Source organism: Amycolatopsis sp. NPDC098790, assembly GCF_044759945.1.
Taxonomy (GTDB): Bacteria; Actinomycetota; Actinomycetes; order Mycobacteriales; family Pseudonocardiaceae; genus Amycolatopsis.
This window is the reverse complement of the sequence record NZ_JBIWAI010000007.1, coordinates 295530-310943: the sequence shown is the minus strand read 5'-3', so window position 1 is coordinate 310943 and position 15414 is coordinate 295530. Positions and strand designations below refer to the sequence as shown.

Below are 15414 nucleotides of genomic sequence, written 5' to 3'. Positions count from 1 at the left end.
CTAGAACTTCAGCGGCCGGGCCGGCAGCTTCGCCGCCACGGTGTCCGAGATCGTCTGCAACGGACCCGTCCCGGCGCTGTCGGGCACCGTCAGCGCCGCGTAGACCTCGCGGTCCACGACGTACCACGTCGACGCGCCCTCGCCCGGCACCTGCAGCCACTGGACGCCGTTCACCAGGCGCAACGCCGCCGTCTGCGTCAGCTCCGGCGGCCGGTCCAGCCCGCACCGCAGCACCAGCGGGTCGTCCACGCCCCACGCCACCGTGGCGGGCGGCGCCGGGGCGGCCAGCTCGCGCACCTTCAGAGAAGTCCCGTTCGAGGTCAGTTCGGAAGGCACCGCCGCGAGCAACGCCGTGCACCCCGGCGACCCCGAAAACGGCGCCGGCACCGCGACCAGCGGCAGCGGACCCGCGGTGTCCGACGAGGACCGCTGGGTCAACGCGAAGACGGCGACGGCGACCGCCAGGGCCACGGCGAGCGCGGCCGCGGTGACGAGGACCACCCTGGGCGGGGCACCACTGTCGGACTCAGGCACCCGACCACTACACCATTGCTCAGAGGTGGACCACCGGGCAGGTCAGCGTCCGCGTGATGCCCTCCACGTTCTGCACCTTCGCGACGACGAGCTGCCCCAGCTGGTCCACGTTGTCGGCGGCCGCGCGGACGATCACGTCGTACGGTCCGGTGACATCCTCCGAGCTCGTGACGCCCGGGATGCTGGAGATCTCGGCCGCCACCGCGGCCGCCTTGCCGACCTCGGTCTGGATGAGGATGTATGCGTGGACCACGGCGCGCCCTTTCGTCGGGATCGGTCAGCTCAGGTAGGAACGTATAGCCAGCTCACCGAAAAACATAGGGCATCCGACTATCGGTGATCGATCTTTGTCCTGGGGAAGAAAGCAGAGGTGACGGGTGTCACCGAACGACGGAACGGTCGCCGATACCGGCGAGTTCGCGCTCATCCGCGCCGTCACCGAAGGACGGCGCCAGCCGCCGGGCACGCTGCTCGGCCCGGGTGACGACGCCGCCGTCGTCGCCGCGCCCGACGGCCGCGTGGTCGCCAGCACCGACGTGCTCGTCCAGGGTGTCCACTTCCGGCTCGACTGGTCGCCGCCCGAGTACGTCGGGCGCAAGGCCGTCGCGGTCAACCTGGCCGACATCGCCGCCATGGGCGCCACCCCGACCACCGTCCTGGTCGGGCTCGCCTGCCCGCCCGACACCCCGCGCGAGGTCGTCACCGGCCTCGCCGACGGCATGTGGGCCGAAGCCGGACGCGCCGGCGTCGGCGTCTCCGGCGGCGACATGGTGCGCGCCGACCAGCTCGTGATCAGCGTCACCGCGCTCGGCGACCTCGGCGACCGCGAACCCGTGACGCGCTCGGGCGCCCGCCCCGGGGACCTCCTCGCCGTCAACGGGCGCCTCGGCTGGGCCGCCGCGGGCCTCGCCGTGCTCGGCCGCGGGTTCCGCTCCCCGGTCGGCGTCGTCAACGCCCAGCGCTGCCCGGAACCGCCGTACGAAGCCGGCCCGCGCGCGGCGCTGGCCGGGGCCACGGCCATGATCGACGTCTCGGACGGCCTGCTGGCCGACCTCGGGCACATCGGCGAGGCCTCCGGCGTCGGCATCGACGTCCGCACCGCCGACCTCGACGTCCCCGCCCGGCTCACCGAAGTCGGTGCCGCGCTGGGCGCCGACCCGCTCGACTGGGTCCTCACCGGTGGCGAAGACCACGCCCTCGCGGCGACCTTCCCGCCGTTCACCGAGCTGCCCGAGGGCTGGCGCACGATCGGCGTCGTCACGATGGCGGACTCGGGGATCACCGTGGACGGCAAGCCTTTTACCCGAGAAGCGGGCTGGACGCACTGGCGCTGAACTAAAGTCGGCGGACGTGAGAATCGTTCCGGTCCCCTACGACCACCCCGACGCGGCCAAGCTCATGGCCGCGGTGCAGCAGGTCTACGTCGAGCGCTACGGCGACGAGGACGTGACCCCGATGAGCCCGGCGGACTTCGACCCCCCACAGGGGGTTTTCCTCGTCGGTTACCAGGGCGAGGACGCGGTCGCCTGCGGTGCGTGGCGCGCCCACGACGGCCCGGCGCCGGACTTCCGGGACGGCGACGCCGAGTTCAAGCGGATGTACGTCGCCGATTCCGCCCGGGGTCGCGGGTTCGCGCGGATGATCCTGTCCGAACTGGAGCGCACGGCGGCGTTGTGCGGCCGCAAGCGCGCGGTCTTGGAGACCGGCACCAAGCAGCCCGAGGCCATCGCGCTCTACACGTCCTCGGGCTACGCCGAGATCCCGAACTTCGGCGTGTACAAGAACGAGCCCGAAAGCCGGTGCTTCGGCAAGGACCTCACCTCGGCGTGAGCTTCAGCAGGGCCGCCGCGTGCGGCCGCAGGGTCGCCGAGACGTCCGTGCCGACGTCCTGGTGGGCCCACAGGTCCCGGACGGTCCACGAGCCGGGGATCGACGCGGCGACGGTCGCGGTGGTGCTGCCGGTGTTGAGCAACACCACCGCGAACCCGCCGCCGGAAAGCGGTTTCCCCCACACCTGGTAGCCGGGGCCGGCGTCGAGCTGACGGCCCTGGCCGCCCGCGAAGTCCTGGTCCACGGCGATCGCTTCGGCGTTCGAGAGCGTCGCGAGGTCGGCGTCACCCAGCTTCGCCGGGTCGGTGCCGGCGAACAGCGGCGCGTTCAGCACGGCCCAGACGCTGAAGTGCGCGCGGGCCTCGTCGGCGGTCAGCGTGCCGTTGCCGACCTGCAGCATGTCCGGGTCGTTCCAGCCGCCCGGGCCGCCGCTGTGCACGGCGACGGCGGCCTGCTGGTCGATCGTCGCGAGCACCGAGTCCCAGGTCGCGACCAGGTCGTTCGTGGTCCGCCACAGGTTCGCCACCGGCCGCGCCCAGGTCCACGGGCTCGAGACGCCGTATTCGGAGATCGCGTAGACGATCGGGCGGGGCAGCGCGGCGAGCTCGTCGCGCATCTTCTCGAACGCGGCCCTGCGGTCGAGGCCGTCGACGGTGTCGGCGTTGCACCAGTCGTACTTGAGGTAGTCGACGCCCCAGCGGCCGAACGTCTCGGCGTCCTGGCGTTCGTGGCCGAGCGAGCCGATGCCGGTCGCCGGGTAGGCGTCGTTCGCCATCGCGCAGGTCCGGCTGCCGGGCACCGCGTAGATGCCGAACAGCAGGCCGCGCGAGTGCACGTAGTCGGCGAGGTCGGCGATGCCGTGCGGGAACCGCTTCGGATCGGCCTGCAGCGACCCGTCGGCCGCGCGGGTGGGCGCCTGCCAGCAGTCGTCGACGACGACGTACCGGTAACCCGCGTCACGCAGGCCCGTGTCGGCGAGGGCGTCGGCCGCCTTGCGCACGACGTCCTCGGTGAGGTCGTAGCAGCGGACCTGGTTCCAGCTGTTCCAGCCCATCGGCGGCGTCCCGGCCAGGCCGTTCGCGAGCGCCGGGGTCGCTGTGGGCAGGCTGAGCAGCCACGTCAGCACGACGAGGAACAGAACGAGCAGACTGGTTTGCGGCTTGGTGGTGATGCCGTGATCCAATCGCAGAACACGTGAAACCGCAGTCACCCGGAGGCGGCATGCCGATCTACGCACTCGGTTCCCTCGAGCCGACGATCCACCCCGACGCCTACGTCCACCCGGACGCCACGATCATCGGCGACGTCCGGCTCGGCGCGTTCGCGTCGGTGTGGCCGCAGACCGTCCTGCGCGGCGACCACGGCTACATCGAGATCGGCGAGCGCTCGAACGTCCAGGACGGCTGCGTCCTGCACTGCACCGAGCGGCACCCGACGATCCTCGGGCCGTCGTCGGCGATCGGGCACGCGGTGCACGTCGAGGGCGCGCGGATCGGCACCGGCTGCCTGATCGCGTCCGGCTCGGTGGTGCTCAACGGCTCGGTGATCGAGGACGGCGGCATGGTCGGCGCGGGCGCGGTCCTGTCGTACGGCTCGCACGTCAAGACCGGCGAGATCGCGCTGGGCGTGCCGGCGAAGGTGCGGGAGAACAAGTCGTTCGGGCCGGAGAGCATCGCGATGGTGGTGGATTCCTACGTCGAACGCGGGAAGCGGTTCCGGACCGAGCTGAGGTGCCTCGACCCGCTCGGGTGACGCCGGCCACGCCCGGTAGGCTTGCGCGCCGTGACCGCACGACCGCTGCAGGACATCGTCGAGGCAGGCTGGGCGCAAGCCCTCGAACCGGTGGCGCCGCAGGTCGCCGCGATGGGGGAGTTCCTCCGCGCGGAGATCGCCGCGGGCCGGACGTACCTGCCGGCGGGTGAGCACGTCCTGCGGGCGTTCAAGCAGCCGTTTCACGACGTGCGCGTGCTGATCGTCGGGCAGGACCCGTACCCGACGCCCGGGCACGCGGTCGGCTTGAGCTTCTCGGTGGCTCCGGACGTCCGGCCGATCCCGAAGAGCCTGGTCAACATCTACAAGGAGTACGCCGACGACCTCGGCCACCCGCTGCCGTCCAACGGCGACCTGACGCCGTGGGCCGACCAGGGCGTCCTGCTGCTCAACCGGTCGCTGACCGTGCAGCCCGGGAAGTCGAACTCCCACCAGGGCAAGGGCTGGGAAGCGGTCACCGAGCAGGCGATCAAGGCCCTCGCGGCGCGCTCGGAGCCGATGGTGGCGATCCTGTGGGGCCGCAACGCGCGCAACCTGCGGCCGATGCTGGGCGAGATCCCGTGCATCGAGTCGGCGCACCCGAGCCCGCTCTCGGCGCACAACGGCTTTTTCGGGTCCCGGCCGTTCAGCCGGGCCAACCAGCTGCTGGAGCAGCAGGGCGCGGCGCCGGTCGACTGGAAACTTCCGTAAGTTCGTGTCCGGATCGGGGTGCCGGCTCCGACCAGGGGGAAACGAACCTTGGAGGAACCATGAACGTCACCTCGGCCGACGGCACGCCGATCTTCTTCGAGCAGCGCGGATCGGGCGCGCCGGTGATCCTCGTGGGCGGCGCGTTCAACGACCGGACGACCGTCGCGGGCCTGGCCGACGTCCTCGCCGGCGACTTCACGACGATCGCGTACGACCGCCGCGGCCGCGGTGACTCCGGCGACGCGGCCGAGTACGCGATCGAGCGGGAGATCGAGGACATCGCGGCGCTGATCGCCCAGGTGGGCGGGACGGCGTCGGTGTTCGGCCACTCGTCGGGCGCGGTCCTGGCCCTGGAAGCGGCCGCGGCGGGCATCGGCATCGACAAGGTGGTCGCGTACGAGCCGCCGTACGCGACTTCGGAGCACCCGCGCGGTGACGTCCTGGAGCAGGTGCGGGCCCAGCTGGCGGCGGGGGACCGGGACGCCGCGGTGAAGACGTTCCTGATGGTCGCCGGGACGCCGGAGGAGATGGTCGAGGGGATGAAGCAGGCGCCGGTCTGGGGCTGGTTCACCGGGCTGGCGCACACGCTCCCGTACGACCTGACGATCTGCGGCCCGGGTGCCCGGATCCGCTCGGAGAACCTGGCGAAGATCGCGGTCCCGACGTTGGTCATCGGCGGCGGCGCGAGCCCGGAGGAGCTGCAGGCAGGTGCCCAGGCGGCGGCCGCGGCGGTACCGGGAGCACGTCACGAGACCCTGGCGGGGCAGGACCACGGGGTGCTGCAGTTCCCGGAAACGCTGAAGGACCTGCTGACCGGCTTCCTGAAGTAGACGTGAAAAAGGGCGGGTGCTCCGAGGAGCACCCGCCCTTTTCGAACTCTTCTCGCCTCAGCCGCGAACGACCTTGCCCGCCTTGATGCACGAGGTGCACACGTTCAGGCGCTTGCGCTGGGACACACCCACCTTGGCGTGGACGGTCTGGATGTTCGGGTTCCACCGGCGGTTGGTACGGCGGTGGGAGTGCGAGACCGACTTGCCGAAGCCGGGTCCCTTGCCACAGACGTCGCACACGGCAGCCACGTCGAACTCCTTTGGATCTGGGTCATAGAAATGAGCCCAGATGCACTGGGCAACTCGACCATAGTAACTACTGCGTTCCGGCCCCCCGGCACCGGGTCGATACGCTGCCCGAGGACCGGTCAGGAGGTTACGGGGTGCGGGTGCTGGACGCGGCGGCGGTGTCGGCCTGGGCTGCGGGTTGTGTGCGCAGCCTGGCGAGCCTGCGGCCGGCCATCGACGAGATCAACGTCTACCCCGTCGCGGACTCCGACACCGGCTCCAACATGCTCTTCACGATGACCGGCGCGGCGAAGGAACTCGAAGCCGCGCAACCGGAAGACGCCGCCGAAGCGCTGAAGGTCCTCGCCCGCGGCGCGGTCGCTTCGGCCAAGGGCAACTCCGGCGTGATCCTCTCCCAGGTCGTGCGCGGGCTCGCGGACCGCGCCGGAGGCGACCTCGACGGCGAATGGCTGGCCAGGGCGCTCGGGCACGCCGACGAGGTCGCCACCGGCGCCGTGAGCCGCCCGGTCGCCGGGACCATCCTGACCGTCCTGCACGCCGTCGCCCTCGCCGTGCGCGGCGATACGCGGTCGCTGACCGAGGTCGCGCGGGAGGCCGCGAAGGAAGCCGCGCACGCCCTCGAGAAGACGCCCCTGCAGCTGCCCGCCCTGGCCAAGGCCGGGGTGGTCGACGCCGGCGCGCGCGGGCTCGTCGCCGTGCTCGACGCCCTGGTCGGCGTGCTCACCGGCGTCCCGGTCGAGCAGGAGCACGCCCTCGAAGTCCACGCCGTCGCGCACGCCGAGGCCTACGCCTGGGAGGTCATGTACCTCCTCGACGGCGTCGACGAGCAGAGCCTGCCGACCCTGCGCAAGGAGCTGAGCGGCCTCGGCGACAGCGTCACGGTCGCCGGCGACGGTTCGGGCAGCCACGCCGTTCACGTCCACTGCGCCGACATCGGCGCCGCCATCGAAGCCGGGCTCACGCTGGGCCGGCCACGCAAGATCCGCGTCGAACCCCTGCTCACGCCGACGCCGATCGAGCCGGGCGGCGGGATCGACCGCACGGTCGTCGCCGTCGTCCACGGCGGCGCGCTGGCCGAGCTGCTGCGCGCCGAAAGCATCCCCGTGCTGGCCGTCCCCGAAGGCGGGACGCCGAGCGTCGAGGACGTGATCAGCCTGCTCAACGAAGCCGCCGGGCAGCACGTCACCGTCCTGCCCGGCAGCGTCCGGCTCACGGCCGCGGTCGACGCCGCGGCCGGGCACGCGATGGCCGCCGACCGGGACGTCGTGGTCATCCCGTGCGTCTCGCCGGTGCAGGTGCTGGCCGCCCTCGCCGTGCACGACGCCGGGCGCCGCACGAACGACGACGTCGTCGCGATGGCCGAAGCGGCCGCCGCGACCAGGCGTGGCGAACTGCGGATCGCGCAGGAGGAGTCGCTAACCTGGGTGGGCCGGGCCCAGTCCGGTGACGTGGTCGGCCTGGTCGACGACGAAGTCGTGCTGATCGAGCCGGCGCCCGCGTCGGAGACGAACCTGGTCGCCGCGGCCATGAAGGTGCTCAACCGGATGCTGGCGCTCGGCGGCGAGCTGGTGACGGTGCTGAGCGGGGCCGCCGCCCCGCCCGGGGTCGCCGAGGAGCTCGCCGAGCAGCTGCGGCTGGAGCACCCGGAGGTGGAGCTGGCCGGGTACGCCAGCGGCCAGGCGGACGCCGTGCTGCTGATGGGAGTCGAATAGCGAGATGGCCGGACTGCGCGACAAGCTGCCGCTGCTGCTGGGCGCCAAGACGGCGAAGGCGCTCGCCACTTCGCTGGGCATCGAGACGGTCAGCGACCTCCTGCGCCACTACCCGCGCCGGTACGCCGAGCGCGGTGAGCTCACCGACATCGCCGGCCTCGAGCTGGGCGAGCACGCGACCGTGCTGGCGCGCGTCGAGAAGGTGAGCAAGCGGCGGATGAAGTCCCGCAACGGGACCATCCTCGACATGGTGATCACCGACGGGAAACGGCGGCTCACCTGCGCGTTCTTCAACCAGGCCTGGCGGGAGAAGGACCTCGTCCCCGGCAAGACCGGCCTGTTCGCCGGCAAGGTGTCCGCCTTCCGCGACACCCTGCAGCTGACCAACCCCGAGTACGAGCTGTTCGAGGCCGACCGCGCCGACGAGGCGATGGACGACTTCCTCGCCGCGATCATCCCGGTCTACCCGGCCGCGCAGGGCATGCCGACGTGGTCGATCGCCAAGTGCGTCCGGCAGGTCCTCGACGTCCTGGAGGTCGACGAGGACCCGATGCCGGCCGAGCTGCGGCGGCTGCACAAGCTGTCCGGCCTCGACACCGCGCTGCACGGCATCCACCGCCCGGACAACTGGGCGCACCTGGAAGCGTCGAAGAAGCGGCTGAAGTGGGACGAGGCCATGGCCGTCCAGCTGATCTTCGCGCAGCGGCGGCACTCGGCCATCTCGCGGCCGGCGAAGGCGAACCCGCACGTCAGCGGTGGTCTGATGGACGCCTTCGACAAGCGGCTGCCCTTCGACCTGACCGCGGGCCAGCGGGGGATCGGCGACGAGATCGCCACCGACCTGGCCACCGAGCACCCGATGAACCGGCTGCTGCAGGGCGAGGTCGGCTCGGGCAAGACGATCGTCGCGCTGCGGGCGATGCTGCAGGTCGTCGACAACGGGCGGCAGGCCGCGATGCTCGCGCCGACCGAGGTCCTCGCCGCGCAGCACGCGCGGTCGCTGCGGGAGATGCTCGGCGACCTCGGCCAGGCGGGTGAGCTGGGCGCCGCGGAGAACGCCACCCGCGTGACGTTGCTGACCGGGTCGATGGGTGCGAAGGAACGCAAGAAGTCGCTGCTGGAGATCGTCAGCGGCGAGGCGGGCATCGTCGTCGGCACGCACGCGCTGATCCAGGACCACGTCGAGTTCGCCGACCTCGGCCTCGCCGTCGTCGACGAGCAGCACCGCTTCGGCGTCGAGCAGCGGGACGCGCTGCGTACGCGCGGGTCCGGCGACACGAGCCCGCACGTGCTCGTCATGACCGCGACGCCGATCCCGCGCACGGTCGCGATGACCGTGTACGGCGACCTCGAAGTGTCCGCCCTGCGCGAGATGCCGGTCGGGCGCTCGCCGATCTCCACCACGGTCGTGCCGGTCGCCGAGAAGCCCGCGTGGTTCGAGCGGATCTGGCAGCGCGTGCGCGAAGAGGTCGGCAAGGGCCACCAGGGGTACGTCGTGTGCCCGCGGATCGGCGACGAGCCGCCGTCGGACAAGAGCGACAAGCGGCCGCCGCTCGCGGTCCTCGACGTCGCGCCCGAGCTGGAGCACGGCGCGCTGCAGGGCCTGAAGATCGGCGTGCTGCACGGCCGGATGCCGCCCGACGACAAGGACGCCGTGATGCGCGCGTTCTCCGCGGGCAACCTCGACGTCCTGGTGGCCACCACCGTGATCGAGGTCGGCGTCAACGTCCCGAACGCGACCGCGATGGTGATCATGGACGCCGACCGGTTCGGCGTCAGCCAGCTGCACCAGCTGCGCGGCCGCGTCGGGCGGGGCAGCGTGCCGGGGCTGTGCCTGCTGGTCACCGAGGCCCTCGACGGCACGGCGACACGCGAGCGGCTGGCGGCGGTCGAGTCGACCACCGACGGCTTCGAGCTGTCCCGCCTGGACCTGGAGCTGCGCCGCGAAGGCGACATCCTCGGCGCCGCGCAGTCCGGCAAGCGGTCGACGTTGAAGCTGCTTTCGCTGCTGCGCGACGAGGACGTGATCGCCGCGTCGCGGGCGAGCGCGCAGGAGATCGTCGAGAAGGACCCGGACCTGAAGAAGTACCGGGGCCTGGCGCTGATGGTCGCCGACGTCGTCGACGTCGACCGCGCGGAGTACCTGGAGAAGAGTTGATCCGCCCGGCCGTGGTCGCGGACGCCGCGGCGATCGGCGAGGTCCACGTGCGCTCGTGGCAGGCGGCCTACGCGGGGCTGATCCCGGCGGACTTCCTCGCCCGCCTCTCGGCTTCGTCGCGGGCGGCGTCGTGGGAGCGGCGCATCCGCGACGGCGGCCCGGTGCTGGTCGCGGAGGACGACGGCGCCGTCGTCGGGTTCGCCGCGTACGGCCCCGGTCAGCTCTACGCGCTCTACCTGCTGCCGGAGCACTGGGGGCGCGGCCTCGGGCGGGCGCTGCACGACCGGGTCGTCGAAGAGCTGCCCGGCGACAGCGCCGTCCTGTGGGTGCTGTCGACGAACGAGCGGGCGAAGGCCTTCTACCTCCGGCAGGGCTGGGTGGCCGACGGCGCCACCCAGACCGAGACGATCGACGACGGCCGCGTCACGCTGGAGGAGACGCGGTTCCGGCGTTCGCTGCCGTGAACACGCCCGCTTTGGCGGCGGCCGCGGCGGCTTCGGCGGCGGTTGCCGCGTCCTTTTTGCTCACGCCTTCGCGGGAGACGAACAGGCGGTAGAAGATCGGGCCGCACGCGACCCGCACGACCTCGACCGCATCGGTGCCGGCCGGGACTTCGCCGCGTTCGACGGCCCGGTCGACCACGACGGCCGAGCGGGCGTGGCGGTCGACGTAGAACTCTCGCAGGGCGTCCGCGGCGCGGGCCGACAGGAACGCCGCCGAGATCGACGCCGTCGGCAGCTCGCGCTCGCCCGGCGAGGTGAAGTAGTGCACCAGCTCCAGGTTGATCCCGCGCAGGTCGCCCTCCAGCGAGCCGGTGTCCGGCGCCGTCCACTCCTGCTCGGTGCCCATCAGCAGGGCGGCGGCGACCAGGCCTTCGGCGGACTCCCAGCGGCGGTAGAGCGTCGTCTTGTGGACGCCGGAGCGGTCGGCGACCGCCTCGACGGTGAGCTCGGCGTACCCGCGCTCCCCGAGCAGCTCCAGGGTGGCGTTCAGCGCGGCCAGGCGGGTCCGCTCGGTGCGGCCGCCCGGGCGCTTGGTCCCGGAAATCTCGGTTGCCAACTGCTACTCCCGTTGCGTTAGTGTGCCCAGTATGCCAGAACCCGACTCCGTCGTTGCGTCCGTCGCCGAGCTGATCGGCGACGCCGAAGTCGTCGCGATCGGCGAGAACAACCATCACATCCGCGAGTTCGGCGTGCTGCGCGACCGGCTCCTGCGTCATCTCGTCGCGGAGCGCGGGTTCACCGTGCTCGGGTTCGAGGGGGGATACCCCGAAGGGCACCTGGTCGACACGTGGCTGCGGGGTGGCCCTGGTGACGTCGCCGACATCGCGCGGGACGGCTTCACGTTCGGTCTCGGCGACTCGGCCGAGGTGCACTCGATGCTGACCTGGCTGCGCGGCCGGGACGTCCGGTTCTTCGGGCTGGACGTGCCGAGTTCGGCGGGGTCGCCGGTGCCCGCGCTGCAGGCGGTCCGCGACATCATGTCGCGAGTGGACCCCGCCAATGTGTCCCTTGTGGACACTGCGATGGCGGCCTGCGAGCCGTACGCGTCGGTGAGCAGCGCGGTCGCGCCTGGTCGTTACGGCGCCATGAGTGTCGAGGCGCGGGACGCGGCCACCGCGGCGCTGACCGTCCTCAAAGGACACGTCGAGTCGCTGGCGCCTGAAGCCGCGCATCTTGCGGAAGGCGCGTTGCGCGTCGACCTGTACCTGCGGGAACTGGCCGCGCTGATGGCCGGGCAGGCGCCGGAGCCGCAGAGTTCGTCGCGGGACACGTACATGGCGGCGACCGCCCGGTTGCTGCGACGGCGGTTCCCGGGCGAGAAGATCGTGCTGATGCTCCACAACGGACATCTGCAGCGCGTGCCGTTCTCGCCGATGCCCGGCATGACGGCGCCGTCGGCGGGCACGCTCCTGGCCGCCGAGCTGGGCGATCGGTACTTCGCGCTCGCGTTGACGGCGGTCTCGGGGACGACGACCGGCCTGGCGCCCGACGAGGCTTTCCCGCTCGGGTTCCGCATGTTCGAGCAAGCCCTCGACCCGCCCGCGGACGGCAGCGTCGAGGCGGCGCTGGCTTCCCGTGCGCCGTGTGTGGTCGCGCGTCCTGCTGCGTCGAGCATCCGGCACGCGCACATGGCGGTTTCGGTCGACGTCGCTTCGGCGTTCGACGCGGTGGTCTGCCTGACCGGGCAGGAAACGATTTTCGGTTCCGTCGCTGAATAGGTGTGCCCGTTCGGCTGCTTGCCGTAATGGCTTCCCGGGCGTTTCCTACCGGTATGGCCGGGCGGAGGCGGGCGCTGATCGTCGCCAACGGCGAGTACGACAACGCGGGACTGCAGCGGCTGGGCTCGCCCGCGGCGGACGCCGACGCCCTCGCCGGGGTGCTGGCCGACCGGGCGATCAGCGACTTCGACGTGCGAGTGGTGCGGAACGAGACCGCGCACGTGGTCCAGGCGGAGATCGAGGACCTGTGCGCGGAAGGGCGTCCCGACGACGTCCTGCTGCTGCACTTTTCCTGCCACGGCTTGAAGGACGACGCCGGCGGGCTGTACTTCGCGGCACGCAACACGCGCCCGGACCGGTTGCGGTCGACGGCCGTGCCGGCCCAGTTCGTCCAGCAGTGCATCCGGCAGACGCGCTCGCGCAGCGTGGTGCTGCTGCTGGACTGCTGCTACGGCGGGGCGTACGGGCAGGGCGTGGCGGTCCGGGCGTCGGGCGACGCGAACGTCCTGGACAGCTTCCGCGGCGGCCGCGGCCGGGCGGTGATCACGGCGTCGAACTCGATCGAGTACGCGTTCGAGGGGGCGACGCTGGCCTCGGACGAGCCCGCGCAGCCGTCGGTGTTCACCTCGGCGCTGGTGGAGGGGCTGCGCACGGGCGAGGCGGACCGCGACGAGGACGGCTGGATCGCGCTGGGTGAGCTGTACGAGTACTTGTTCGACCGCGTCCGCGAGCGCAACCCGAAGCAGACGCCGAGCCGCGACATCGAGATGCAGGGCGAGCTGTACCTGGCGAAGAGCCGGCGCCGGCGCATCAAGCCGTCCGCGGTCCCGCCGGACCTGGCGGGGGCGATTACGGCGGAGAACCCGTTCACGCGGCTGGGCGCGGTGGCGGAGCTGCGGCGCCGGTTGTCGAGCCCGAACCTGCCGGTGGCGGTGGGGGCGTTCGAGGCATTGAGGTCGATGGCTTCGACGGACATCGAGCACGTGGCGGCGGCTGCTTCGGACGCATTGTCGTCGGCGGTGGTGCGGGTGTCGACGGATGCGGTCCGGTTGTCGGCACCGGCGGGGTCCCGGGCGTCGGCTTCGGTGCGGGTTTCGGGGCCACCGGTGGCCCGGGAGGTGCGGTTCGAGCCGTCGCACGCGTGGATCCGGGCGGTGGAGGTGGCCGGCGGGGCGGAGTTGACGGTGACGGCGGGGGAGTCGGGAGTCCGGCGCGGGAGGGTGGTGGTGACAGGCCCGACGGGCGACGCGGTGGTGGAGGTGGAGATCCACACCGAGCCGTCGGTGGTGTCCGCTCCGGCGCCGGGTGGGCCTGCGCTCACGCCTGCGCCCGTGCTCGCCGAACCCGGACCTGGATCGGTGCCGGCCGCGGAACCGGAGCCCGAGCCAGTGGCCCCGAAACCGGAGGCCGAGCCTGCGCCCGAACCCGAGCCAGCGGCCGCTGCGGATCCCGAACCTGCACCTGTGGCGGAGTCGTCCGCCGCAGGGCCGAAGCGCCCCAATGTGGCCTTCGGTGCGTCAGACGCACCGAAGGCCGCCTTGGGTGCGTCAGACGCAACCAAGGCCGCATTGGGGCGCACTGCCGAGCCGGCCGGTCAGGTCGGCGCCGTCGATCCCGTCGGTGGGTTCGCCGGGATCCTCGCCATCGCCGGCACCGTCTTCGCCGTCGCCGGGCTGCCCCTCCACTACCGCTACGACAGCTACTCCCTCGCCCAGTACCGCCCCGGCATGGAGTACTCCGTCGGCATCGTCGCCGTCTGTGCGCTGCTCGCCGGGGTCCTCAGCCTCGCCCCGCGGACCCGCGGGCGAACCGGCCCCGCCCTCCTCCTCGGTGCCGGTCTCGCCGCTCTCTTCGGCCTCCTCCGCTTCCTCGGCGAAGCGCTCACCCTGTCCACCGGCTCGGACACCGAACTCAACGCCGGATTCACCTTCGCCCTGCTCGCGCACCTCGCCTGGACCGTCGCCGGGCTGTGCGCCCTCGCCGCCCTGCGTCGGAACGGCCTTCGCGCCCGCCCGATCAGCGGGTGGCCGGCCTGGACCGCGGTGGGGCTCGGCGTGGGGATCGCCGCGGGCTGGGTGGTGCAGCTCGCCGAACTGGCCTCCTACGACTCCGACAACGCCGGCCGCACCGGGGCCTACTTCCTGCTCGGCGCCCTGGTGGCCGTCGCCGTTCCCGTGGTCGCCGTGGTGGTGCACCCGGCCGTCCTCGCGACCGGGATCGCCGGGCCGGTCGCGGTGCTGCCGCCGACCTTCGCCGTCCTCGCCGACTACTCGTCCCTCACCTACGCCGGACAGGTCGTCGCCGTGGTGGCGCTCGTGCTGCTGGCCGCCGATGTCGTCGTCCTGGTCCGGCGGAATCAGCCGATCGAGCGACAGTCCTGAGTTGTCGCCCCCGCACCGCCGGGGTACGACCACGATCATGAAGACGCTGACAGCGGTAGCCGCCGCGGCGGTCGTGCTCGCCGGGCAGGCACCCGCCCTCGCCGATGGCGGCGTGCAGGCCGATCCGCCCAGCTGGGGCCTCGACCGGATCGACCAGCGCGCCGGGCTCGACCACGCCTACCACTACGCCACCGCGGCCGAAGGCGTCTCCATCTACGTCATCGACAGCGGCGTCGACCCGAAGCACCCCGACTTCCAGGGCCGCGTCGCCCCGGGGCGGGACTTCCTGAACGGCGGCTCCGACACCTCCGACACCAACGGCCACGGCACCCGCCTCGCCGGCATCGCCGCCGGCAAGGACTACGGCGTCGCGAAGGGCGCGCAGATCGTCCCCGTGCGCGTGCTCGACAAGGACGGCGGTGGCGCCACCGACCAGATCATCGCCGGCATCGACTGGGTCGCGCAGAACGCCCAGCAGCCGGCCGTCGCCGTCCTCGGCATCGGCGGGGTGCCGAACGACCGGCTCGACGCCGCCGTCAAGCGGCTCGCCGCCGTCGTGCCGATCGCCGTCCCGGCGGGCAGCGAGACGGCCGACGCGAGCGGCTTCTCCCCGGGCCGGGTCGCCGAAGCGCTGACCGTCGGGGCCACCGACGCCCAGGACCAGCCGGACAAGGCGTCGAACTTCGGCCAGGACGTCGACCTCTACGCCCCCGGCGTCGACGTCCCCGGACCGATCGCGGGCGGTACCGGCGCGGGCCCGGAGTCCGGCACGTCGATGGCGGCGGCCTTCGCGGCCGGCGTGGCCGCGCTCTACCTGGCTCAGCACCCCGGGGCAACCCCGGCCCAAGTGGACGAAGCCCTGGTCGAAGCCGCGACGACGAACGCGCTCAAGGGCGTCCCGGACGGCACGGCCAACCGGCTGCTTTACGCCCCGGCGGGATCCTGACAAGCTGCCCAGACGCCTTCCCGGCCAACCTCCAGCGGCGCATGATGTCCATCACCCGGGACTGAACTCCCGCAGAGCGGGAAGAACCGGGTA

The 15414-nt window shown here is 72.3% G+C and carries 16 protein-coding genes; 11 read left to right on the top strand and 5 right to left on the bottom strand.

Annotated features, from left to right (window positions below; genetic code table 11):
• Both ACIQWX_RS42270 and ACIQWX_RS42265 read right to left on the bottom strand, forming a co-directional pair.
• Window positions 1-534 carry a DUF3515 domain-containing protein gene (locus tag ACIQWX_RS42270; protein ID WP_400883904.1) on the bottom strand — a complete coding sequence of 178 codons (534 nt, stop codon included), beginning with the start codon at window positions 532-534 and terminating at the stop codon, window positions 1-3.
• A 19-nt stretch (window positions 535-553) separates the two neighbouring features.
• Window positions 554-787 (bottom strand): Lrp/AsnC family transcriptional regulator, encoded by a 234-nt coding sequence (locus tag ACIQWX_RS42265; protein WP_003091994.1) that lies wholly within the window; start codon window positions 785-787, stop codon window positions 554-556.
• 124 nt (window positions 788-911) lie between these two features.
• Between ACIQWX_RS42265 and ACIQWX_RS42260 the strand changes: the two genes are divergently transcribed.
• Both ACIQWX_RS42260 and ACIQWX_RS42255 read left to right on the top strand, forming a co-directional pair.
• A complete protein-coding gene (locus tag ACIQWX_RS42260; protein WP_400883900.1) occupies window positions 912-1868 on the top strand; it encodes a thiamine-phosphate kinase in 957 nt (318 codons plus the stop codon).
• 16 nt (window positions 1869-1884) lie between these two features.
• Window positions 1885-2364, top strand: a complete 480-nt coding sequence (locus ACIQWX_RS42255; RefSeq protein ID WP_400883897.1) for a GNAT family N-acetyltransferase — start codon at window positions 1885-1887, stop codon at window positions 2362-2364.
• Here ACIQWX_RS42255 and ACIQWX_RS42250 read toward each other — a convergent pair.
• On the bottom strand, window positions 2351-3547 hold the full coding sequence (locus ACIQWX_RS42250) for a glycoside hydrolase family 27 protein (RefSeq protein ID WP_400883895.1): 1197 nt from the start codon (window positions 3545-3547) through the stop codon (window positions 2351-2353). The genes ACIQWX_RS42255 and ACIQWX_RS42250 overlap by 14 nt on opposite strands.
• A gap of 38 nt (window positions 3548-3585) precedes the next feature.
• Between ACIQWX_RS42250 and ACIQWX_RS42245 the strand changes: the two genes are divergently transcribed.
• From ACIQWX_RS42245 to ACIQWX_RS42235, 3 genes are read left to right on the top strand one after another with little or no spacing between them, the layout of a single operon-like run.
• The gene (locus tag ACIQWX_RS42245) at window positions 3586-4116 is read left to right on the top strand and encodes a gamma carbonic anhydrase family protein (protein WP_400883893.1); all 531 of its coding nucleotides are present in this window, start codon (window positions 3586-3588) and stop codon (window positions 4114-4116) included.
• A gap of 30 nt (window positions 4117-4146) precedes the next feature.
• The gene (locus tag ACIQWX_RS42240; protein WP_400883890.1) at window positions 4147-4824 is read left to right on the top strand and encodes a uracil-DNA glycosylase; all 678 of its coding nucleotides are present in this window, start codon (window positions 4147-4149) and stop codon (window positions 4822-4824) included.
• A gap of 59 nt (window positions 4825-4883) precedes the next feature.
• Window positions 4884-5654, top strand: coding sequence for an alpha/beta fold hydrolase (locus ACIQWX_RS42235; RefSeq protein WP_400883887.1), 771 nt, complete (start codon window positions 4884-4886; stop codon window positions 5652-5654).
• 57 nt (window positions 5655-5711) lie between these two features.
• Here ACIQWX_RS42235 and rpmB read toward each other — a convergent pair whose 3' ends face one another.
• Entirely contained in the window at window positions 5712-5903 is a 192-nt protein-coding gene (rpmB, locus tag ACIQWX_RS42230; RefSeq protein WP_003091970.1) for a 50S ribosomal protein L28, read from the bottom strand.
• A gap of 134 nt (window positions 5904-6037) precedes the next feature.
• On the opposite strand from rpmB, the gene ACIQWX_RS42225 reads away from it, so the two are divergent.
• Genes ACIQWX_RS42225 through ACIQWX_RS42215 form a run of 3 tightly spaced genes read left to right on the top strand, consistent with a single transcriptional unit; the run spans window position 6038 to window position 10237 of the window.
• Complete coding sequence (locus ACIQWX_RS42225) at window positions 6038-7615, top strand: DAK2 domain-containing protein (protein WP_400883884.1); 1578 nt, start codon at window positions 6038-6040, stop codon at window positions 7613-7615.
• A 4-nt stretch (window positions 7616-7619) separates the two neighbouring features.
• Window positions 7620-9773 (top strand): ATP-dependent DNA helicase RecG, encoded by a 2154-nt coding sequence (gene recG, locus ACIQWX_RS42220; RefSeq protein WP_400883881.1) that lies wholly within the window; start codon window positions 7620-7622, stop codon window positions 9771-9773.
• Window positions 9770-10237 carry a GNAT family N-acetyltransferase gene (locus ACIQWX_RS42215; protein WP_400883879.1) on the top strand — a complete coding sequence of 156 codons (468 nt, stop codon included), beginning with the start codon at window positions 9770-9772 and terminating at the stop codon, window positions 10235-10237. Before recG ends, ACIQWX_RS42215 begins: the two co-directional genes overlap by 4 nt.
• On the opposite strand, the gene ACIQWX_RS42210 is transcribed toward ACIQWX_RS42215, so the two are convergent.
• Window positions 10197-10832 (bottom strand): TetR/AcrR family transcriptional regulator, encoded by a 636-nt coding sequence (locus ACIQWX_RS42210; protein ID WP_400883877.1) that lies wholly within the window; start codon window positions 10830-10832, stop codon window positions 10197-10199. The genes ACIQWX_RS42215 and ACIQWX_RS42210 overlap by 41 nt on opposite strands.
• Window positions 10833-10863: 31 nt before the next feature.
• Here ACIQWX_RS42210 and ACIQWX_RS42205 point away from each other — a divergent pair, with 31 nt between their 5' ends.
• Genes ACIQWX_RS42205 through ACIQWX_RS42195 form a run of 3 tightly spaced genes read left to right on the top strand, consistent with a single transcriptional unit; the run spans window position 10864 to window position 15321 of the window.
• On the top strand, window positions 10864-11994 hold the full coding sequence (locus tag ACIQWX_RS42205; protein ID WP_400883874.1) for an erythromycin esterase family protein: 1131 nt from the start codon (window positions 10864-10866) through the stop codon (window positions 11992-11994).
• Between the two features lie 53 nt (window positions 11995-12047).
• The gene (locus ACIQWX_RS42200) at window positions 12048-14375 is read left to right on the top strand and encodes a caspase family protein (protein ID WP_400883871.1); all 2328 of its coding nucleotides are present in this window, start codon (window positions 12048-12050) and stop codon (window positions 14373-14375) included.
• 37 nt (window positions 14376-14412) lie between these two features.
• A complete protein-coding gene (locus ACIQWX_RS42195) occupies window positions 14413-15321 on the top strand; it encodes a S8 family peptidase (RefSeq protein WP_400883869.1) in 909 nt (302 codons plus the stop codon).
• The last annotated feature ends 93 nt before the right edge of the window (window positions 15322-15414 follow it).